This is a genomic window from Pseudoduganella sp. R-31 (assembly GCF_049913235.1).
Lineage (GTDB): Bacteria > Pseudomonadota > Gammaproteobacteria > Burkholderiales > Burkholderiaceae_D > Rugamonas.
This window is the reverse complement of sequence record NZ_CP183986.1, coordinates 5145417-5164511: the sequence shown is the minus strand read 5'-3', so window position 1 is coordinate 5164511 and position 19095 is coordinate 5145417. Positions and strand designations below refer to the sequence as shown.

The 19095-nt window shown below is 62.1% G+C and carries 19 protein-coding genes; 12 read left to right on the top strand and 7 right to left on the bottom strand.

Annotation, left to right across the window (positions count from 1 at the left end; genetic code table 11):
- Positions 1-1203: a hypothetical protein gene (locus ACN9MY_RS23510; RefSeq protein WP_426336204.1), complete on the top strand. Its 1203-nt coding sequence runs from the start codon at positions 1-3 to the stop codon at positions 1201-1203.
- A 58-nt stretch (positions 1204-1261) separates the two neighbouring features.
- Here ACN9MY_RS23510 and ACN9MY_RS23505 read toward each other — a convergent pair whose 3' ends face one another.
- Positions 1262-1495, bottom strand: a complete 234-nt coding sequence (locus tag ACN9MY_RS23505) for a hypothetical protein (RefSeq protein ID WP_426163230.1) — start codon at positions 1493-1495, stop codon at positions 1262-1264.
- 281 nt (positions 1496-1776) lie between these two features.
- On the opposite strand from ACN9MY_RS23505, the gene ACN9MY_RS23500 reads away from it, so the two are divergent.
- The 4 genes from ACN9MY_RS23500 (at position 1777) to ACN9MY_RS23485 (ending at position 5605) form a co-directional block, all read left to right on the top strand.
- Positions 1777-2181, top strand: a complete 405-nt coding sequence (locus ACN9MY_RS23500) for a VOC family protein (protein WP_426163229.1) — start codon at positions 1777-1779, stop codon at positions 2179-2181.
- A gap of 143 nt (positions 2182-2324) precedes the next feature.
- Positions 2325-2480: a hypothetical protein gene (locus tag ACN9MY_RS23495; RefSeq protein ID WP_426163226.1), complete on the top strand. Its 156-nt coding sequence runs from the start codon at positions 2325-2327 to the stop codon at positions 2478-2480.
- A gap of 129 nt (positions 2481-2609) precedes the next feature.
- Positions 2610-4853: a LamG-like jellyroll fold domain-containing protein gene (locus ACN9MY_RS23490; protein WP_426163224.1), complete on the top strand. Its 2244-nt coding sequence runs from the start codon at positions 2610-2612 to the stop codon at positions 4851-4853.
- Positions 4854-4864: 11 nt separating this feature from the next.
- Complete coding sequence (locus ACN9MY_RS23485; RefSeq protein ID WP_426336203.1) at positions 4865-5605, top strand: metallophosphoesterase family protein; 741 nt, start codon at positions 4865-4867, stop codon at positions 5603-5605.
- Here the strand turns inward: ACN9MY_RS23485 and ACN9MY_RS23480 are convergent.
- Positions 5602-5955 (bottom strand): VOC family protein, encoded by a 354-nt coding sequence (locus ACN9MY_RS23480; protein WP_426163220.1) that lies wholly within the window; start codon positions 5953-5955, stop codon positions 5602-5604. The two genes, ACN9MY_RS23485 and ACN9MY_RS23480, sit on opposite strands and share 4 nt — an antisense overlap.
- 62 nt (positions 5956-6017) lie before the next feature.
- Here ACN9MY_RS23480 and ACN9MY_RS23475 point away from each other — a divergent pair, with 62 nt between their 5' ends.
- The 6 genes from ACN9MY_RS23475 (at position 6018) to ACN9MY_RS23450 (ending at position 11438) form a co-directional block, all read left to right on the top strand.
- The gene (locus ACN9MY_RS23475; protein WP_426336202.1) at positions 6018-6764 is read left to right on the top strand and encodes a transporter; all 747 of its coding nucleotides are present in this window, start codon (positions 6018-6020) and stop codon (positions 6762-6764) included.
- An 8-nt stretch (positions 6765-6772) separates the two neighbouring features.
- Positions 6773-7834, top strand: coding sequence for a patatin-like phospholipase family protein (locus ACN9MY_RS23470; RefSeq protein WP_426172277.1), 1062 nt, complete (start codon positions 6773-6775; stop codon positions 7832-7834).
- Between the two features lie 86 nt (positions 7835-7920).
- A complete protein-coding gene (locus ACN9MY_RS23465; RefSeq protein WP_426318772.1) occupies positions 7921-9384 on the top strand; it encodes a catalase in 1464 nt (487 codons plus the stop codon).
- A gap of 156 nt (positions 9385-9540) precedes the next feature.
- Positions 9541-10665 carry a M14 family metallopeptidase gene (locus ACN9MY_RS23460; protein ID WP_426318771.1) on the top strand — a complete coding sequence of 375 codons (1125 nt, stop codon included), beginning with the start codon at positions 9541-9543 and terminating at the stop codon, positions 10663-10665.
- Between the two features lie 4 nt (positions 10666-10669).
- Positions 10670-11137 (top strand): CYTH domain-containing protein, encoded by a 468-nt coding sequence (locus ACN9MY_RS23455; protein WP_426336201.1) that lies wholly within the window; start codon positions 10670-10672, stop codon positions 11135-11137.
- A 25-nt stretch (positions 11138-11162) separates the two neighbouring features.
- Positions 11163-11438, top strand: coding sequence for a hypothetical protein (locus ACN9MY_RS23450; protein ID WP_426318769.1), 276 nt, complete (start codon positions 11163-11165; stop codon positions 11436-11438).
- Positions 11439-11454: 16 nt separating this feature from the next.
- Here ACN9MY_RS23450 and ACN9MY_RS23445 read toward each other — a convergent pair whose 3' ends face one another.
- From ACN9MY_RS23445 to ACN9MY_RS23425, 5 genes are all read right to left on the bottom strand, one after another.
- Entirely contained in the window at positions 11455-12720 is a 1266-nt protein-coding gene (locus ACN9MY_RS23445) for a DUF2863 family protein (protein ID WP_426336200.1), read from the bottom strand.
- Between the two features lie 203 nt (positions 12721-12923).
- Entirely contained in the window at positions 12924-15632 is a 2709-nt protein-coding gene (acnA, locus tag ACN9MY_RS23440; RefSeq protein ID WP_426163206.1) for an aconitate hydratase AcnA, read from the bottom strand.
- A 16-nt stretch (positions 15633-15648) separates the two neighbouring features.
- Positions 15649-16050, bottom strand: coding sequence for a hypothetical protein (locus ACN9MY_RS23435; RefSeq protein ID WP_426163204.1), 402 nt, complete (start codon positions 16048-16050; stop codon positions 15649-15651).
- Positions 16050-17051 (bottom strand): HpcH/HpaI aldolase/citrate lyase family protein, encoded by a 1002-nt coding sequence (locus ACN9MY_RS23430; RefSeq protein ID WP_426163202.1) that lies wholly within the window; start codon positions 17049-17051, stop codon positions 16050-16052. Before ACN9MY_RS23430 ends, ACN9MY_RS23435 begins: the two co-directional genes overlap by 1 nt.
- Before the next feature lie 93 nt (positions 17052-17144).
- The gene (locus ACN9MY_RS23425) at positions 17145-18134 is read right to left on the bottom strand and encodes a malate dehydrogenase (RefSeq protein ID WP_426163200.1); all 990 of its coding nucleotides are present in this window, start codon (positions 18132-18134) and stop codon (positions 17145-17147) included.
- A gap of 174 nt (positions 18135-18308) precedes the next feature.
- Here ACN9MY_RS23425 and ACN9MY_RS23420 point away from each other — a divergent pair, with 174 nt between their 5' ends.
- On the top strand, positions 18309-19085 hold the full coding sequence (locus tag ACN9MY_RS23420; protein WP_426163196.1) for a GntR family transcriptional regulator: 777 nt from the start codon (positions 18309-18311) through the stop codon (positions 19083-19085).
- Positions 19086-19095 lie beyond the last annotated feature (10 nt).

Sequence of the window (19095 nt, the reverse complement as noted above, 5' to 3'; positions counted from 1 at the left end):
ATGAAGAAGACATTGTGTGCCGCGCTGGTCGCGGCGGGCCTCGCCGCCGGAACGGCCGTGCAGGCGCAGCAGCCGCGCGAAGAAGTTTCCCTGAGCGGCCAGCCGCATTCCTGGACGGTGCGCGGCGAGCCGGCGAAGATTTCCGGCGCCTATGGCGCGCGCTGGGGCATGGATATCGCGCAGGTCAAGGCGGCAATTGCTGCTGCCTGGCCGAGTGCCCTGGCGACGGCTCAGATGGGCGCGGACGATGCCGCCGGCACGCTGGCGCTGGAGGTGACGCTGCCAACGCTGGCGCCCGGGCCGGGGCCGGCGCGCATCAGCTATGTTTTCAGCGCCGATGAGCGGCGGCTGGTCGGCGTGCACAGTACCTGGGCTATCGCCGGCAATCCTGCTGAAGCGGAGCGTGCGCCGCTGCTGTCGGCCGCGGCGGCGCTGGCGAGCGAGCAGGTTGGCTACCAGTGGCCGGTGTTCGCGACCGCACGCGGCCGGGTGGTTGCGCCGGGCGAGTTGGTGGTCTTTGCCGGGCGCGATGAGGCCGGTGCCGGCGTCGAGATCCGCCTCGGGGGCGCCGCGTTCGATGTCGAGCTACCTGGCGCTCAGCGACGCCAGGAGCATCGTGCCGCGCCTGCCGGCCCGGCGGTGCTGCGCCAGACTTTCGTCGTCAACGCGGCGCAAGATGCGCTGCATGAAATCAAAGGCTTTCGCAGCGCGCGGTTTGGCATGGATGAACAGCAGGTGAGGGCGGCGGTAGCCGCCGACTTCAAGGAGCAAGCCAAGCTGCTGCAGCAAGCGAAGTTGCCGGGCGGTGCGCGGGTTCTGGTGCTGCCGCTGGCGCAATTGTCGCCTGGCCCGGGACCGGCGGGCGTGACTTATATCTTTGATGGCCCCGGCGGCAAGCTGGTCCAGGTCAACTTGTTGTGGAGCACGAGCCAGTCGCCGGATGCGGCGGAACGCAACCGGTTGGCTGCGGCCGGCGTAAAGTTGGCCGATTCCTTCCGCGCGTTGAAGTGGCGACCGAAAGCGGCGACCATGGGGGTGCCGATCGGCCAGCAAGGCGTGGCGCTTTTCAGCGGAATCGACGTGCACAAGGCGATGGTGGAAGTGAGCTTGCTGGGCGTTCCGGTGCGTGGACCGGTGGGGGAAACGGCTGGTGGCAGCGGGCCGGCCAAATTGCGGGTTGCCTACGTGGCGGTGAAGAACTAACGTTCCGACAAACAAGCCCGCAAGCCTGGTCCCAGGTTCGCGGGCTTGTTTGCGATGATTAGCGGCCCATGGTGTTGGTGCTTCCCTGGCTCTGCACCTGGCGCTCCACTTCGTCCTTATCCAGGATGGCTGCATCGGCGCGTGCGGTGCTGCTCACCTTGCGCGGGATGCGGGAACCCGTCGTGGTATATGTCTCTTCCTTGGCAGCTGTCCCAGCGGTTTCCTTCGAGGGCATGTCAGCGCAACCGGACATGAGAATCGCGCACACCGCAGCAAAGATTACTTTATTCATGCTTATTCCTGACTTTGAGGGATTTTGAAAACCCGGAGCGCTCGTGCTCCAGGTGAGACCATGAATCTAGCACGCGATTTGTCACATATTTGTATTATTTGATAATATTTGTGTTTGTGACAATTTGCGAAATTCTCGGCGGGACCTGGGTGCTATATTCGCGAGGAGCATACTTCGTTGGGATGCGTTAAATTTTTTTTTCCTCGGATGTCGATTTCCGGAGCGCTGCCTCGTCGTAGGTTTACAAACCACCCTGTAAATCCCTTTTTCGAGAGGCCCAAATGAACAAGCAAATCTTCGTTAACCTGCCCGTCAAGAACCTGGAAAAGTCGAAGGCCTTCTTCGCTGCGCTGGGTTACACCTTCAACCCGCAGTTCACCGACGAAAACGCCGCCAGCATGGTGATCCACGACGGCAGCATCTACGCGATGCTCTTGGTCGAGGACTTTTTCCGTACCTTCACGTCGAAGCCGATCGCCAATGCGAAAGAGGCCACCGAGGTGCTGGTCTGCCTGTCCTGCGAGAGCCGTGAAGAGGTCGACGACCTGGTGCGCAAGGCCGTTGCGGCGGGCGGCAAGACGCCGCGTGAACCGAAAGACTATGGCTTCATGTACGCCCATGGCTTTGAAGACCTGGACGGCCATATCTGGGAGCTGGTCTACATGGCCCAGCAACCTCAGCAGTAAAATCTTCAGCCCTTGTGACAATAGAATAGAATCCCGGCAAATTTCGACACTAAACTCATTAGTAGAAAAATTTGCCGGAGGCTATCGTGTTGTCCTCATGGGTACGCTGGTTATTGATCGGAACGGTGGGGCTTGGGATATCAATGTATGCCATGGATACGGTGCGCGTGGCCTCCACGTTGCCGGTGCCGCCCCCGGCCCAGGCCAAGGAATCTCAAAAAGATGAGAAGAAGCCGGCCAACGCCATTGCCAAGGCCTCCCAGATGGACAAGGTAGCAGACGCCCTGGCCGGCAACTGATTCCAAAAATATCAAACTTTCAGTGTCGGCATAAGCAAAATTCATCAAGTGCTAACAAAAATGTTGCCTTACGGTAAGTTATCATACGACCGCTCGCGGCATCCTGCCCGCAAACGTTCGAAAGTAACTATGACCAGGCAAACCAAAGGTATTTCCCTTCCTCGCAGGACTTTTTGCACCGGTTCGCTTAGCCTGGCGGCGCTCGGTCCACTCGCGCTCAGCGCTTGCAACGCCGGCGGGTCTTCGCCGCACAATTCGCAAGGCGCGGAAGGCGCGCTGCCTGCGCAGTCGTCACCGGCTGTCCAGCCCGCTCCGCCAGCGCAATCGACCCAGCCAACGCAACCGGCCGACACGGCCCCACCGGCGCAGCCTGCGCCAGGCCGGGCTTTCGTTCACCCCGGCTTGCTGCATACTGAGGAGGACTTTGCCCGCATGCGCGCCAAAGTGGCGGCGGGAGCCCAACCCTGGCTGGATGGCTGGAATGCGTTGTTGAATACCGGTCGCTCCCACTTGAACAACAGTCCGCGTCCGCTGCAAACCGTCATCCGCGGCGGCACCGACAGCAATTTCTCCCAAATGTATATCGACATCGCCCGCACCTACCAGCTGGCGGTGCGCTGGAAAGTGTCGGGCGACGTTGCATACGCCAACAAGGCTGTCGAATTTCTGAACGCCTGGTCGTCCACGCTGACCACCATTACCGGCAATGCCGACCGCTTCCTGGCTGCCGGCATTTACGGCTTCCAGTTCGCCAATGCCGCTGAAATCATGCGGACTTACCCTGGCTGGGCTGCGGCCGACCTGAAGCGCTTCCAGGACATGATGCTGAACGTGTTCTATCCGCTCAGCCACCAGTTCCTGACGGGGCACAATGGCTCGGAAATCACCAACTACTGGGCCAACTGGGACCAGTGCAACCTGGCGGCCATCCTGGCCATCGGCGTAATGTGCGACCGCGAAGACCTGTACAACGAAGCGGTTACGTATTACCGGACTGGCCGCGGCAATGGCGCATCGAGCCAGGCCGTACCCTTTATCCACCCGGGCTACCTTGGCCAATGGCAGGAAAGCTCGCGCGACCAGGGCCACTGCACGCTGGGCATCGGGCTGGCCGGGGTCTTCTGCGAAATGGCGTGGAACCAGGGCGACGATTTCTACGGCTACGACAACAACCGCTTCCTGGCGGGGGCTGAATACGTGGCCAAGACCAACCTGTCCGATGCGAGCGGCACTCCCTATTACACCTCGATGCCGTTCGATACCTACATCAACCGGCAGGGCACCGGCACGGGCATTTCGCCGGCCGGGCTGCCAAGCATCCGTCCGGTCTGGGAAATGATCTACAACCACTACGTGAACCGCCGCGGCTTGGCAGCGCCGTTCACCGCGCAGATGGCGGCCAGGGTGCGCGCCGAGGGCGATGGCAACAACGGCGACCAGCTTGGCGTCGGCACCCTTACGTTCAGCCGCGATGCCAAGGCAGCGGGCGGAGCGCCAAGCGGCCTGACGGCGCGCCTGGTCGGCGGCAAGGTCGAGCTGTCCTGGTGGGGCGCAGCTGGCGCCACCAGTTATACCGTGTTGCGCGCGACCGCTCCGGGCGGGCCGTATGCCACTGTCGCCAGCGGCATTACCGGCCTGCTTACCTATACCGACAGCGGGATGGCGCCAAACAGCTACTACTACGTAATCACTGCGCAGTCGCCGGCGGGCGCCAGCGCGGTATCGAACGAAGCGAAAGTGATCACCGCCGTGGTGCCGCATGTCCTGTTGGCCTTCAACGAGGCGCAAGGCACGACCGCGCAGGACACCAGCGGCAATGGCCGCCATGCCACCTTGCTGAACGGTGCGCAGTGGGCGGCAGGGAAGAAGGCCAACTCCGTGGCACTCGATGGCGTCGATGACTACGTCAGCCTGCCGGCTGGACTCATGGATGGCCTGGCCGACTTCTCCATCGCAGCCTGGGTCTACTGGGATGGCGGGCGTAACTGGACGCGCATTTTCGATTTCGGCTCCGGCACGACGCAATGCATGTTCCTGACGCCACAGGCTGGCGGCGGCGGCCTGCGATTCACCATCAACCTGACCAACGGATGGGGCGACCAGTCGCTGTCGGCCGCAACGCTGCCGGCCGGGCAATGGGTGCACGTTGCGGTGACTTTATCGGGTACTACCGGCACCTTGTACGTGAATGGCAGCGCGGTCGCGACGAATAACCAGATGACCCATGCGCCATTCCGGATGCGGTCGGGAACGCAGAACTGGCTGGGCCGCTCGCAGTATTCCGCTGATCCTTATTTCAACGGCAAGATTGACGATTTCCGGATCTATAATGGCGCTCTCAGCGCAGCGGAGGTCGCGGCGCTTGCCAGTTAGGAGCATATGCAATGCGAGTCGCAGTGATGTCGGACATCCATGGGAACTTGTGGGCTCTCGATGCCGTATTGGCCGACATCGCACGGCGCAATGTCGAGCTGACGGTCAACCTGGGCGATATCCTGTCCGGCCCCTTGCTGCCGGCTGAAACTGCAGAGCGCCTGATGGCGCTGGGCTTGCCCACCATTCGCGGCAACCACGAACGCCAGGTGCTGGAGCGCGACCCGGCACGCATGGGTGCATCCGACCGCTGGGCCCACGATCACATCGGGCCCTCGCATCGTGCGTGGATCGCATCGCTGCCGGCCTCCATGCGCTTGCAGGACGATGTCCTGATGGTGCATGGCACGCCCGCTTCGGACCTGGTGTACTGGATGGAAACCGTCGATCCTGCCGGGCAGCGCGCGGCAAGCTATGGCGAGGTCCTGGACCGGGCAGGGGATGCGCAAGCTTCCCTGATCCTGTGCGGCCACACCCACGTGCCGCGCTCGATGCTGCTCGAAGACGGGCGCCTGGTGCTCAATCCGGGCAGCGTCGGCTTGCAGGCTTACGACGATGACCTGCCTTATCCGCACAAGGCCGAAAACGGCACGCCGCATGCGCGTTATGCCATTGTCGAACGTACTGGCGGCGCATGGTCGGTCGAACAGTACGCCGTTGCTTACGACTGGCATGCCGCGGCGGACGTTGCCGCGCGCCACGGGCGGCCCGATTGGGCGTTTGCCCTGCGCACGGGGCGCATGCCTGCTTAGCCTGGGCGGTGGCTGACTTCAACCAGGATGCCGCCGGGAGCCTGGCACCAGAAAGAGAGGCAGCCGTAACTCTCCGCCGGGGCAGGTGGCAAGGGCAGTCCAGCGTCGGCCAGTCGCCGGTAGGCGGCGTGCACTGCCTCGTCGGATGACTGCAGGAAGCCGATATGAAACCCGGCCGGATAGACGGCACTCCCGGCCTGTTGCAGGATGAGGGCGAAGCCGCCTTCGCCGCGCAGGATCGCCATGCCTTCGGCCGGCGCTGGCAAACGTTCAAAGCCAAAACCGCGCTGGAAGTAGCCGGCTGCTGCTTCCAGGTCCGTTACGGGCAAATCAATATGGTTAAGCTTCATTGTTGATCTCCGGTATTAGTGGCATATTTCTATCCTAAGCCGTAAATGCCCTGGAGAGCAAAATGCCGAAACGCGTCCTGTGCGCTGCCCTTGCGTTGCCTTTGTGCTGCGCGGCGGCGGAATCCGATAGCTGGATAACCACCGACCGTCCCGATTTCGTGGATGCGCCGGAGGTGGTCGGCAAGGGACGCATACAGCTTGAGACCGGCCTGCTGCAGTCGAAGGAGGCGCGCAGCACCCCGTTGCTGCTGCGCGTGGGCGTGACGGACGACCTGGAGCTGCGCCTGGAGTCGGACGGACGTCTGACCGACCGCAGCGATCCGGCCCGCACGCGCGGCTGGGGCGACGCAGCCGCAAGCTTCAAGTGGCAGGTACGCGAGGGGAAGGGCGGCGCGCCGTCGGTTGGCCTGATCATGCAAGCGGACTTCGCGACCGGGTCGCGCGAATTCAAAGGCAATGGCACGAGGCCGTCCTTCCGCGTGCCAATCGAATGGGAGCTGCCGCACGACCTGGAGCTGGGCGTCATGCCCGGCTACTACCTCGATCGCGATGAATCCGGACGCCATGTCTCCACCGGACAATTCGGCATCACGCTGGCAAAAAACCTGGGCGAACGCGCCTACACTTTCGTTGAAGTGGCCACGCCGCGCATTGCCCGCGCGCGCGACGGCGGGACCACCGCCAGCTTCGACTTCGGCGGCGGCTATTCGTTCACGCGCGACCTGCACGTCGATGCCGGCGTCATGCTTGGCCTGAACCGGCGTACGCCGGACCTGGCATTCACCGTCGGCCTGTCGGTGCGCTTGTGAAGAAGGGCATGCCGGGGCAGGTGGTGCTGGTGCTGCAGGGCGGAGGGGCGCTGGGCGCATACCAGCTTGGCGTCTACCAGGCCATGCACGAAGCGGGCGTGGAGCCGGACTGGGTGATCGGCACTTCGATCGGAGCCCTGAACGGCGCCATCATCGCGGGAAATCCACCCGAACAGCGCGTGCCGCGCCTGCGCGCATTCTGGGAGGCGATGGAGCGCCACGACCCATTCGGCAGCCTGCCGCCCGCGTTCGCCAACGCGCTCACGCTGGCGCAAGGCATTCCCGCCTTCTTTGATCCCAATCCGCTCGCGTGGTGGAATCCGGCCGCGCCGCTAGGCGTGGAGAATGCATCGTTTTACCGCACCAATGCGCTGCGCAATACACTGGCAGGCCTGGTCGACATGGCCTACCTGAACGAGCGCCATACGCGGCTGACCGTGGGAGCTGTGAACGCCCGCAATGGCGTCATGCGCTACTTCGATTCGCGCAAGGAGGCGCTCGAGTTGTCGCACGTGATTGCATCCGGCGCCATTCCGCCAGCCTTTCCGGCGGTGCGCATCGGTAGCGAGCCGTATTGGGATGGCGGCATCTATTCCAACACGCCGATCGAGGCGGTGCTCGACGACGAACCGCGCCGCGACTCGGTGATCTTCTCGGTCCAGGTGTGGAATCCGGACGGCAGCGAGCCGCAAAGCGTGCTGGACGTGCTGGAGAAGCACAAGGAGATCCAGTATGCCAGCCGCGCCAGCCATATCGAGCAGCAGCGCAAGCTGCACCGCCTGCGGCGCGTGATCCGCGAACTGGCGATGAAGCTGCCGGAGGACGTGCGCGCGAGTCCGGAAGCGCGCGAGCTGGCGCTATGGGGCTGCGGTACCTCGATGCACGTCGTGCTGCTCAAGGCGCCGCATCTGAACTGCGAGGACCACACCAAGGACATCGACTTCTCGAGCGCTGGCATCAACCAGCGCTGGCAGGCTGGCTACGCGGATGCGCAGCGGGCCTTCAAGGCCAAGCCGTGGGCTGGCGAGTCGGACACCTTTGAGGGGATTGCCATCCATGAACGCTTTTGACTATCGATTTCATAGAATTAATCAAATTCATTAATTGCTCGTGTCTCTTTAGAATGATTTCACCGATCACATGAAGGAGCCAGTAAATGAGCCAGACCCCTATCACCACCGCATCCGGCATTCCAGTCGCCGATAACCAGAACTCCCTGACTGCCGGCCCGCGTGGCCCCGTCCTGCTGCAGGACTTCCACCTGATTGAGAAGCTCCAGCATTTCAACCGCGAACGCATTCCCGAGCGCGTGGTCCACGCCAAAGGCTCCGGCGCCTACGGCACCTTCACCGTCACCCACGACATCAGCAAGTACACCAAGGCCAAGCTGTTCGCGGCCATTGGCAAGCAGACTGAGACCTTCGTGCGCTTCTCCACCGTTGGCGGTGAGCGCGGCAGCGCCGATACCGAGCGCGATCCGCGCGGCTTCGCGGTGCGTTTCTACACCGAGGAAGGCAACTGGGACCTGGTCGGCAACAATACCCCGATGTTCTTCATCAAGGACGGCATCAAATTCCCCGACTTCATCCATACCCAGAAGCGCGACCCGCAAACCAACCTGAAATCGCCGACCATGATGTTCGACTTCTGGAGCAAGACGCCGGAATCGCTGCACCAGGTCACCATGCTGTTCAGCGATCGCGGCACGCCGGACGGCTACCGCCACATGGACGGTTTCGGCAGCCATACTTTCAGCCTGGTCAACGCAGCCGGCGAGCGCGTTTATGTGAAGTGGCACCTCAAGACCAGGCAGGGCATCAAGAACTTGAGCGCGGCCGAAGCGACGCGCCTGGCGGGCGCCGATCCCGACCATGCGCAGCGCGACCTGTACAACGCCATCGCTTCGGGGGACTTCCCGCAATGGGAGGTGAAGGTGCAGGTGGCGACCGACCAGCAACTGGCGGCGTGGGAACAACGCACCGGCTGGAACCCGTTCGACCTGACCAAGGTCTGGCCGCATGCTGACTTCCCGCTGATTCCCGTCGGCGTGCTGGAACTGAACCGCAATCCGGTCAACTACCACGCCGAGGTGGAGCAGGCGGCCCTGTCGCCGGCCAATGTGGTGCCGGGCATGGGCTATTCGCCGGACAAGATGCTGCAGGCGCGCCTGTTTGCCTACCACGACGCGCAGTTGTACCGCGTTGGCACCAATCACCAGCACCTGCCGGTGAATGCGCCGCGCTGCCCATTCCATCACCAGCAGCGTGATGGCGCGATGGCGGCCGGCTTTGGCGGCGCGGAGCAGAACTATGCGCCAGTGGAAGCGGCGGGAACCAATCCGCAGGGCATGGGCCACGGCGAACCAGCGCTGGCGCTGGACGGCGGGGCAGGGCGCTACGATGGACGGGGCAAGGAGGACGATTACACCCAGGCGGGCAACCTGTTCCGTTTGTTGCCTGAACAGGAGAAGCAGAACCTGTTTGACAATTTTGCCGGACCGTTGAGCCAGGTCAGCGACGAGATCATCCAGCGGCAGCTCGGCCATTTCGACAAGGCTGATGCGGCGTATGGCGCCGGGGTGCGGGCGGCGTTGAAGGTGCGTGGGCGCAACGTCGATTAAAAAAAACGGAACACCAGTGTCTGACCCACAGGATCAGACACTTGGCCGGTGGCCGTCGCGTACCGGTGTCTGACCCTGTGGGTCAGACATCGGGTTACCGGTTTTGGTGTGTACAATATCGGTTCCGATCAACCCAAGCCTCTGAACGGGACCGTAATGACCATCAAAATCAGCCAGAATTTCGACTCTGGCGCCATCGAAGTAGTCCGCGCCGACAGCGCCGCGAACATCGAACTGAAACTCCGCAAGGACAACGCCGCCGACATCCACCAGTGGTTCCACTTCCGCCTGCAAGGCGCGCGTGGCGAAGCGGTGACGATGAAGTTCCTGAACGCCGGCGACGCCACCTACGCCAAAGGCTTCGAAGACTACAACGCTGCAGCCAGCTACGATGGCGAGAACTGGTTCCGTGTCCCGACTTCCTTTGATGGCCAGGTCATGACCATCAAGCACACGCCGCACAACGACAGCGTCTACTACGCATACTTCGAGCCATATTCGTGGGAACGCCACCTGCGCCTGCTGGGCGAAGTGGCCGAAAACCCGATCGCCCGCGTGCTGGATATCGGCTCCACCGTCGATGGCCGCGACATGAACCTGGTCGTGATCGGCGAGCCGGAAGCTGAAAAGAAAATCTGGTTCATCGCTCGCCAGCACCCGGGCGAATCGATGGCCGAATGGTTCACCGAAGGCCTGATCGACTCCCTGCTGGACGACGCCAACCCGATTTCGCGCAAGCTGCTGCAGCGCTGCTGCTTCTACATCGTGCCGAACATGAATCCTGACGGCTCGATCCGCGGCAACCTGCGTACCAACGCAGCCGGCGCCAACCTGAACCGCGAATGGATGACGCCTTCGGCGGAGCGCTCGCCGGAAGTGCTGTGCGTGAAAGAGAAGATCCACGAAACCGGCGTCGACATGTTCTTCGACATCCACGGCGACGAAGCGCTGCCTTACAACTTCGTGGCCGGTAACGAAATGCTGGAGAACTTCACGCCGGAACAGATGGCGCGCCAGAAGAACTTCATCAACCGCTACAAGAATGCTTCGCCGGACTTCCAGGACGCCGTGGGCTACGCGCCTTCCAAGTACAAGGAAGACATGCTGACCCTGGCCTCCAAGTACATCGGCCACCACTTCAAGGTATTGTCGCTGACGCTGGAGATGCCGTTCAAGGACAACGCCGACCTGCCGGTTCCGACCGTGGGCTGGAATGGTGCCCGCAGTGCGGCACTGGGCGCTGCGATCCTGCAGCCGATCCTGCTGTCGCTGGACGAGTAAGCAGATGGGCGTCGAGATCGAACGCAAGTTCCTGGTAAAGGGCGATGGCTGGCGTACGCAAGGCGAGCCGGTGCTGCTGCGCCAGGGCTATTTGTCCTCGCACGCAGAGCGCACCGTGCGCGTGCGGATCGAGGGTGAGCGGGCGGTCTTGACGATCAAGAGCAAGAACGTGGGCGCGGCACGCGGCGAATGGGAGTATCCCGTTCCTGTCGCCGACGCCGCCGAGCTGCTGGACCGGCTGTGCGAACGGCCGCTGATCGAGAAGTACCGCCGCCGAATTCCTTACGGCGGCTTCGTGTGGGAAGTGGACGAGTTCCTCGGCGAGAATGCCGGCCTCGTCGTCGCCGAGATCGAATTGCCGGCAGAGGACGCCAAGTTCGATAAGCCGGACTGGGCAGGCGAAGACGTCACACACGATTTGCGCTACCTCAATTCCAACCTGATTAGGCAGCCGTATTCCACTTGGAAGTGATCGGGGTCCGGCGTATGCTGGATGCATGGGCATCGAAAACGAATTTATCGAATTCAAGGCGCGGGTCGAGGCGATCTTGCCGACTTTGGCAACCAAAGCCGACCTCGAAGCGATGCGCGCAGAGTTTACTCGTTGGATGCTGGGAACGATGGTTGGCTTGTTCCTGAGCTTCTCTGGTTTGATCGTCGCGCTAACGCGCACGCCAACTGCCGCACCGGCACCACCGCCTGCGCGAACTGCGGCATGTCAGCCGTGTCCGGTACCGCAACCGGCGGCGCCTCAAGAAAAAAGCCCGCGTTGACCGCGGGCTTTTTGCATTAGTGGAAGTGCTCGGTACCGGTGGCGGCGTCTTCCGGCATTTCTGCGTGGACCAGCTCGCCTGACGGATCGGCGAAGAGGGGAGCGCCGCAGTCATCGCAGTATTCCGCGACATACTTCTCGCCCAGCTTCTTCACTTGGGACACGCCGGCGGCATTCAGGTGCTCGACGATTTCCTCGACAGGCGTGCGCGGCTTGAGCAGTTCGGCCATGCTGCCGGACAGGCCTTCGGCCGGCGTGCCTTCCTCGTCTTCCTGGCCATACAGCGGCCACACCACGCCGTACATCACATCGCTGTCGGAACGGCGGGTGAAAGCGACACGGTATTCGTCGACCTGGCCATCTGGCGCCGACTCATCGCCGAAACCGGCGATCACGGCGCGCAGGTCGGAGGGCTCGCAAGCCAGCGAGTGCGTCAGGTAATGCACGGCAGCGCGGATCGAGACCGGGCGGATCAGCTTGTCGGCCTCGCGGCAGCCGGTGTAATAGGCTTCCGGCAGCAGCAACTCGACGCCGCAGCCTGGCAGCAAGCGTGCCACGGTCGGCGTAGCCTGCGTGGTCCATGCTGCCAGCGCATCGCGGCGGGCTTCGGCTTGTGCTGCATGGTGCGCAGGCATCTGCCAGCGGAACATCGGACCATTGTGCGGCGCCACCACGGCCACCATCAGGTAGCGGGTATCGGCCAGGAAGGGCGCGGTTTCAGGCGTTTTGGCTTCCGATTTAAGGGCCTGTCCCTTCAACGCGGCCTGTGCCAGTTTATGCACCTTGGAATAGGCCTCGGCGTGGGTGCGCGGCAGCTGGTCGATCGAGTACAGGGTGGACGACATCGCCATATGCGTGCCATCAGCCAGCAGGTGGGCCGAGAAATGCGCTGACAGGGTGTTCAGGATGTCGGCCGGGATCTGGCCCGAGGCGATCGAGAAACGGGTCCAGGCCAGCACCGGAGCGGCCACCAGCAGGATGTCGTATTCGCGCGATTCGCCGTCGACTTCCACCACGATGGAGTCGGATTCGCTGACTGCTTCCACGCTGTCCATCAGGATGTCGTAGGCAGGCAAGTCCACGCTGAACAGCGAGTTCAGTGCCGAGTCGACAGTATCCTGATGTCCTGTGCGCAGCAGTTTGTGCAGTTGGGCATCCAGCACCCGTTCCCAGTTACGCTCTTCAATGCGGCTGGCGGCCTGGCCCAGGGCTTGGGCGAGGGAGATAAGGCGCTGGCTGTCGGCAGATAATTTATGGGTTGAATCTTTGGATGGGCGACGCATAGCGCTTTTCTTAGTGAAAAAGGAGACCTTGGTACCCTTATTGTAGTGGATTCGGCAAGACTCGGCGTTTTAAACCGGTAAACCGGTGTCAGACCCATTGGGTCTGACACCTTAAAAGCAAAAACGCCGGGCACAGGCCAGGCGTTCGTTGACGGCAGAGCAGCAGTGTCTGACCCCGAGGGTCAGACACTGGTTTACCGGTTTTAAGCAGCCAGCAGTTGGCGCAGCACGAATGGCAGGATGCCGCCGTGCTTGTAGTAGTCCACTTCGATCGGGGTGTCGATACGCAGCAGCACTTGCACTTCCTTGCTCGACCCGTCGGCGCGGTGGATCACCAGGGTGGCTTGCTGTTGAGGCTTGATCTCGCCTTCCAGGCCCTTCAGGTCGTAGGTTTCGCCCTTGCCGGTGATGCCCAGCGATTCAACGGAGTCGTTGCCGATGAATTGCAGCGGCAGCACGCCCATGCCCACCAGGTTGGAGCGGTGGATACGCTCGAAGGAACGGCAGATCACGGCCTTCACGCCCAGCAGCTGGGTGCCCTTGGCTGCCCAGTCACGGGAGGAGCCGGTACCGTATTCTTCGCCGCCGAAGATCATGGTCGGGGTGCCTTCTTCAACGTAGCGCATTGCCGCGTCGTAGATCGACAGTTGTTCGCCCGATGGCTGGTGCAGGGTGATGCCGCCTTCAACCGCGGAACCGTCGGCTTTCGGAGGGATCATCTTGTTCTTGATACGCACGTTGGCGAAGGTGCCGCGCATCATGATCTCGTGGTTGCCGCGGCGCGAGCCGTAGGAGTTGAAGTCGGCCTTCATCACGCCGTTTTCCTTCAGCCATTTGCCTGCCGGGCCGTCTTCCTTGATCGAGCCTGCTGGCGAGATGTGGTCGGTGGTGATGGAGTCACCGAACACGCCCAGTGCGCGCGCGCCCTTGATGCCGGCTTCCGCTGCCTTAGGCTTCATCTCGAAGCCGTCGAAGAATGGCGGCTCGGCGATGTAGGTCGAATCAGGCCAGTTGTACACTTGGCCTTCGGTCGACGATACGGCTTCCCACAGCTTGCCTGGGTTGCCCTTGACGTCGGCGTAGTTGGACTTGAAGACCTTGGAGTTCATCGCGAACTTCATCAGGGCGGCGATCTCTTTCGAGGTCGGCCAGATGTCGCCCAGGTACACGTCCTTGCCATCCTTGCCCTGGCCGACCGGTTCTGTCATCAGGTCGCGGGTCACGTTGCCGGCGATCGCGTAAGCGACGACCAGCGGTGGCGATGCCAGGAAGTTGGAGCGGATGTTCGGGTGGATGCGCGCTTCAAAGTTACGGTTACCGGACAGCACGGCAGCAGCAACGATGTCGTTGCCGGTGATGGTGGCGTTCAGTTCCGGGGTCAGGTCGCCGGCGTTGCCGATGCAGGTAGTGCAGCCGTAAGCGGTCACGCCGAAGCCCAGTTTTTCCAGGTATGGCAGCAGGCCGGCAGCGGTCAGGTACTCCGTCACCACGCGCGAGCCAGGAGCCAGCGAGGTCTTGATGTGCGGAGCGACGGTCAGGCCGGCTTCCACAGCTTTCTTGGCCAGCAGGCCGGCTGCCAGCAGCACGCTCGGGTTCGAGGTGTTGGTGCAGGAGGTGATGGCGGCGATCAGGACGTCGCCGTTCTTCACGTGCACGCCGTTGCTGGTGGTGTAGGTGTTGGTCAGGTCGTCGGCCTTCTTGTTGAAACCGTTCTCGGTGGTTGGCTTGGAGAACAGTTCGGTGAAGGTCGACTTCACGTTGCCGATTTCGATACGGTCTTGCGGACGCTTTGGACCGGCCAGCGACGGTGCAACGGTGGACAGGTCCAGGTGCAGTTCGCGGGTGTAGTCGATGTCGCCTTTCTTCGGCACGCCGTACATGCCTTGCGCTTTGAAGTAGGACTGGAATGCGGCGATTTCGTCCTTGGTGCGGCCGGTGCCTTCGAAGTATTCGATGGTGGCGTCGTCAACCGGGAAGAAGCCCATGGTCGCGCCGTATTCAGGCGCCATGTTGGCGATGGTTGCACGGTCGGTCACGGACAGGGACTCGGTGCCTTCGCCGAAAAATTCGACGAACTTGCCCACGACTTTCTCTTTACGCAGCATTTCGGTGATGGTCAGCACCAGGTCGGTTGCGGTGCAGCCTTCGCGCAGCGCGCCGGTCAGGTTCACGCCGATCACGTCCGGGGTCAGGAAGTACACTGGCTGGCCCAGCATGCCGGCTTCCGCCTCAATGCCGCCCACGCCCCAGCCCACAACGCCGATACCGTTGATCATGGTGGTGTGGGAGTCGGTGCCGACCAGCGAGTCAGGGTAGTACACGCCGGATGCATTGTGCACGCCGCGTGCCAGGTATTCCAGGTTGACCTGGTGAACGATACCGAAGCCTGGAGGAACCACGCCGAAGGTGTCGAAGGCTTGCATGCCCCACTTCATGAACTGGTAGCGCTCGTTGTTGCGCGAGAATTCCAGCTTCATGTTCAGGTCCAGGGCCTTAGGCTCGCGGAAGTGGTCGATGGTGACCGAGTGGTCGACCACCAGGTCAACTGGAACCAGCGGTTCGATCTTCTTAGGGTTGACGCCCATTTTGGAGGCGACGTTACGCATGGCAGCCAGGTCGGCCAGCAGCGGAACGCCGGTGAAGTCCTGCAGCACAACGCGGGCTACGACGAATGGGATTTCGTCGGTGCGGGCAGCGGTAGCGCCCCAGTTAGCCAACTGCTTGACGTGCTCTTCGGTCACTTTCTTACCGTCGCAGTTACGCAGAACGGATTCCAGTACGACGCGAATCGATACCGGCAGGCGGGAAATCTTGGCGCCCAGTTCCTTTTCCAGGGCTGGCAGGGAGTAGAACTTACCCTTCTTTGCCCCGATCGGGAAATCCTTAAGCGTATTCAGTGTGTTGCGGGACATGTCCTCTCCTTATTGATTAAAGTCCGAGCGCTTGATCAGATGTCTTGCATTCGTTCGCCAGTTGGCGGTTCACCTTGGAATCCAGCAGCATGCCCTTGGCAGGGATGCCGATCCAGATCAAGCCTGCAATCTTGTTCTCGAAGCGTTGCGCACCGGTGGAGGTGGCTTCGCGAGTCAGGCGGTGCAGGCGGTTCTTCCAGCGCATGACGATGCTGTTGCCATCGTCGGCGCTGCTGTAAATGGTGATCTTGTTGCCCAGTTCGCAGGCGTAGTTGGTGGCCGTGCGCCCGCTCACGCTCGATTCCGGCTCGCCTTGGGTGGCGGCTGGTTTGGCGGCTTTCTTGGGGGCTGCGTGTGCGGAAGGGGCGGCGATGGCGAGGGCCATGGCGCAGGCGGTGATCAGTTTCATAAACGACATTATTGGGCTCCTTTTGATTCGGCCGCCCCGACTAGGGCGGCAACGGAGTCCGGCAGCGGCAGGCCTGCGAGCTTGGCTCGCTGCAGAACCGTCCAATAATAGCGATAGCTCGCGCGGTCATGCAAGCGACCATGCTGGTTAATCGGGCCCCACTGTACCTTCTCTGCCTCATGCAGGATGGTTGCAGCCTCATTGACTTCGGATGCACGCGGGGTGAATGCTTTTATGACAGGTTTTATCTGGCTTGGATGGATGCTCCACATGCGGGTGAAGCCGAATTCCGCGGCTGCGCGCTGGGCATCGGTCGCCACCACGGCGGAGTCCTTGATTTCGGTGGTCACGTTATGCGACGGCACCTTGCCGTGCGCGTGGCAGGCGGCGGCGATTTCCAGCTTGGCGCGCACTACCAGCGGGTGCGTGAACTGGCCCGGCGTGCGCATGGCGCTGCCCGGCACGGCGCCATAGTGGGCCGAGACGAAATCCATGATGCCGAAGGACAGGCATTCAACCTGGGGCAGGGCGGCGATATCGTGCACGTCGCGCAGTGCGCCGTGGGTTTCGATCAGCACGTGCACCGGCACCGGCGTGGCGCGGCCGGACTTGGCGGCATGCTTGTTCACCAGGTCGATGGCGCGCGAGACTTCTCCCACGCTTTCCGGCTTGGGGATCACGATGTAGGCCAGCTTGTGGCCCGCTTCGGTGCAGATGATTTCGACGTCGCGCTCGAAGAACGGGCTGTTCACGTCGTGCACGCGGGCGCCGATGCGGTTGAAGGCGTTGGCTTCGTCCAGCAGTAGCAGGGCGACCAGCTTGGCGTGGGATTCTTCGTTGCCGGCGGCGGCGCCGTCCTCGCAATCGAAGGTGATGTCGAACAGGGGACCAAGCTCTTGTTGCAGGGCCATGGATTTGCGCATCAGCTTTTCACTGCCGGCGTAGTGGTCGCAGGCAGGGAGCAGCAGCGGCTGGCGTGTGCCCTGGAATAAAACCTCGGATGGATGCATTGGTACGTTAGATGAAACAGCAGCCGCGCTGCCATCGGCAGCGCGGCGGGTACGGCGGATCGGTGGTTTAACCGGTTCCACTGTCAAAGACGATTATGGCAGCAGGTGCTTCACGCCTTCACGCTCTTCGGTCAGTTCCTTCAGCGTGATGTTGATGCGCTCTTGCGAGAAGGCGTCGATGTCCAGGCCCTGGACAATCTTGTATTCGCCGTTTTCGCAGGTCACTGGGAAGCCGAACATGGTGCCTTCAGGGATGCCGTAGGAACCGTCGGATGGGATGCCCATGGTGGTCCACTTGCCGTTGGTGCCCAGCACCCAGTCGTGCACGTGGTCGATCGCAGCGTTGGCTGCGGAAGCTGCGGAAGACAGGCCGCGCGCTTCGATGATCGCTGCGCCGCGCTTGCCCACGGTTGGCAGGAAGGTGTTGGCGTTCCATTCCTGGTCGTTGATCATGTCTTTTACCGATGCGCCGTCGATGGTGGCGAAGCGGTAGTCGGCGTACATGGTTGGGGAGTGGTTGCCCCATACGCACAGCTTTTCGATGTCCTTGACAGCCTTGCCGGTCTTGGCAGCGACTTGCGACAGGGCGCGGTTGTGGTCCAGGCGCAGCATGGCGGTGAAGTTCTTCGCTGGCAGGGAAGGAGCGGACTTCATGGCGATGTAGGCGTTGGTGTTGGCTGGGTTGCCGACCACCAGGACTTTAACGTTGCGCGAAGCGACGGCGTCCAGCGCCTTGCCTTGCACGGTGAAGATCTGTGCGTTGGCTTCCAGCAGGTCTTTACGCTCCATGCCTGGGCCGCGAGGACGGGCGCCAACCAGCAGGGCCACGTCGGCGTCCTTGAAGGCGGTCATCGGGTCGGAGTGGGCGGTCATGCCGGCCAGCAGAGGGAACGCGCAGTCGTCGATTTCCATCATCACGCCTTTCAGCGCTTTCTGGGCCTTCTCGTCAGGGATTTCCAGCAGTTGCAGGATGACTGGCTGGTCTTTGCCCAGCATGTCGCCGTTGGCGATACGGAACAGCAGGGAATAGCCGATCTGGCCGGCGGCGCCGGTAACGGCAACACGCATTGGGGTTTTAGCCATGGTGAATCTCCAAAGTGGACGTGAAAACGGTGTAAGCTCGTAATGATACGACAATTCGGGCGAGTGTAGGCTCCTGTCGACTGCCTGTCAATCCTATCTTATGTCTTATATAAGACATATAAGTTATAGGATTTTTCTGGACGCGAGGGGTTGGATGTGGTGGAATAGCGGGCTATGAATCCCGTCACGCCCAACCAGACCACTTCTGACGCCCCAGGCGCGGCCGGCGCTCCGTCCCCGACTTTCTCTCCCCTGTACCAGCAGATCAAAGGCCTGATCACGCAGAGCCTGCAGTCCGGCGAATGGAAGCCGGGCGAAATGATCCCCAGCGAAGTTGAACTGGCCAACCGCTTCAAGGTCAGCCAGGGCACTGTGCGCAAGGCGATCGACGAGCTGGCGGCGGAAAACCTGGTGGTGCGCCGCCAGGGCAAGGGTACCTTTGTATCGACCCACCACGAGGCGCGCGCGCATTTCCGCTTCCTGCGCCTGGTGCCGGACGAAGGTGTGCCGCATTATCCGGAATCCCGGTTTATTGAAGTCAAGCGCCTGCGCGCCCCGGCCGAAGTGGCGCGCCTGCTCGACCTGAAGTCGGGCGACGCCGTGGTCTACATCAAGCGCGTGCAAAGCTTCGACAACGTGCCCACCATTGTGGAAGAACTGTGGTTGCCCGGCCTGATCTTCAAAGGCCTGACGGCGGAACGCCTGAATGAGTACAAGGGCCCGATGTACGGCCTGTTCGAATCCGAGTTTGGTACCCGCATGATCCGCGCCGAAGAAAAGATCCGTGCCGTCTGCGCGGAGGAGGGGGACGCCGAGCTGCTGAAAATTGCGGCAGGCACGCCGCTGCTGTGCGCCGAGCGCGTCTCCTTCACTTATGGCGACAAACCGGTCGAGTTGCGCCGCGGTCTGTACTTAACGGAGCGCCATCATTATCAAAATGATCTCAGTTAGGGTGCGCTGC

Bases quoted from the DNA above. Each gene is read 5' to 3' on its own strand.
- ACN9MY_RS23495 (WP_426163226.1), top strand. From the start codon at position 2,325: ATGTATGCCATGGATACGGTGCGCGTGGCCTCCACGTTGCCGGTGCCG.
- ACN9MY_RS23450 (WP_426318769.1), top strand. From the start codon at position 11,163: ATGGGCATCGAAAACGAATTTATCGAATTCAAGGCGCGGGTCGAGGCG.
- ACN9MY_RS23435 (WP_426163204.1), bottom strand. From the start codon at position 16,050: ATGTCGTTTATGAAACTGATCACCGCCTGCGCCATGGCCCTCGCCATC.
- ACN9MY_RS23470 (WP_426172277.1), top strand. From the start codon at position 6,773: ATGCCGGGGCAGGTGGTGCTGGTGCTGCAGGGCGGAGGGGCGCTGGGC.
- ACN9MY_RS23460 (WP_426318771.1), top strand. From the start codon at position 9,541: ATGACCATCAAAATCAGCCAGAATTTCGACTCTGGCGCCATCGAAGTA.
- ACN9MY_RS23480 (WP_426163220.1), bottom strand. From the start codon at position 5,955: ATGAAGCTTAACCATATTGATTTGCCCGTAACGGACCTGGAAGCAGCA.
- ACN9MY_RS23455 (WP_426336201.1), top strand. From the start codon at position 10,670: ATGGGCGTCGAGATCGAACGCAAGTTCCTGGTAAAGGGCGATGGCTGG.
- ACN9MY_RS23485 (WP_426336203.1), top strand. From the start codon at position 4,865: ATGCGAGTCGCAGTGATGTCGGACATCCATGGGAACTTGTGGGCTCTC.
- ACN9MY_RS23425 (WP_426163200.1), bottom strand. From the start codon at position 18,134: ATGGCTAAAACCCCAATGCGTGTTGCCGTTACCGGCGCCGCCGGCCAG.
- ACN9MY_RS23430 (WP_426163202.1), bottom strand. From the start codon at position 17,051: ATGCATCCATCCGAGGTTTTATTCCAGGGCACACGCCAGCCGCTGCTG.
- ACN9MY_RS23475 (WP_426336202.1), top strand. From the start codon at position 6,018: ATGCCGAAACGCGTCCTGTGCGCTGCCCTTGCGTTGCCTTTGTGCTGC.
- ACN9MY_RS23420 (WP_426163196.1), top strand. From the start codon at position 18,309: ATGAATCCCGTCACGCCCAACCAGACCACTTCTGACGCCCCAGGCGCG.
- ACN9MY_RS23445 (WP_426336200.1), bottom strand. From the start codon at position 12,720: ATGCGTCGCCCATCCAAAGATTCAACCCATAAATTATCTGCCGACAGC.
- acnA (WP_426163206.1), bottom strand. From the start codon at position 15,632: ATGTCCCGCAACACACTGAATACGCTTAAGGATTTCCCGATCGGGGCA.
- ACN9MY_RS23505 (WP_426163230.1), bottom strand. From the start codon at position 1,495: ATGAATAAAGTAATCTTTGCTGCGGTGTGCGCGATTCTCATGTCCGGT.
- ACN9MY_RS23465 (WP_426318772.1), top strand. From the start codon at position 7,921: ATGAGCCAGACCCCTATCACCACCGCATCCGGCATTCCAGTCGCCGAT.
- ACN9MY_RS23490 (WP_426163224.1), top strand. From the start codon at position 2,610: ATGACCAGGCAAACCAAAGGTATTTCCCTTCCTCGCAGGACTTTTTGC.
- ACN9MY_RS23500 (WP_426163229.1), top strand. From the start codon at position 1,777: ATGAACAAGCAAATCTTCGTTAACCTGCCCGTCAAGAACCTGGAAAAG.
- ACN9MY_RS23510 (WP_426336204.1), top strand. From the start codon at position 1: ATGAAGAAGACATTGTGTGCCGCGCTGGTCGCGGCGGGCCTCGCCGCC.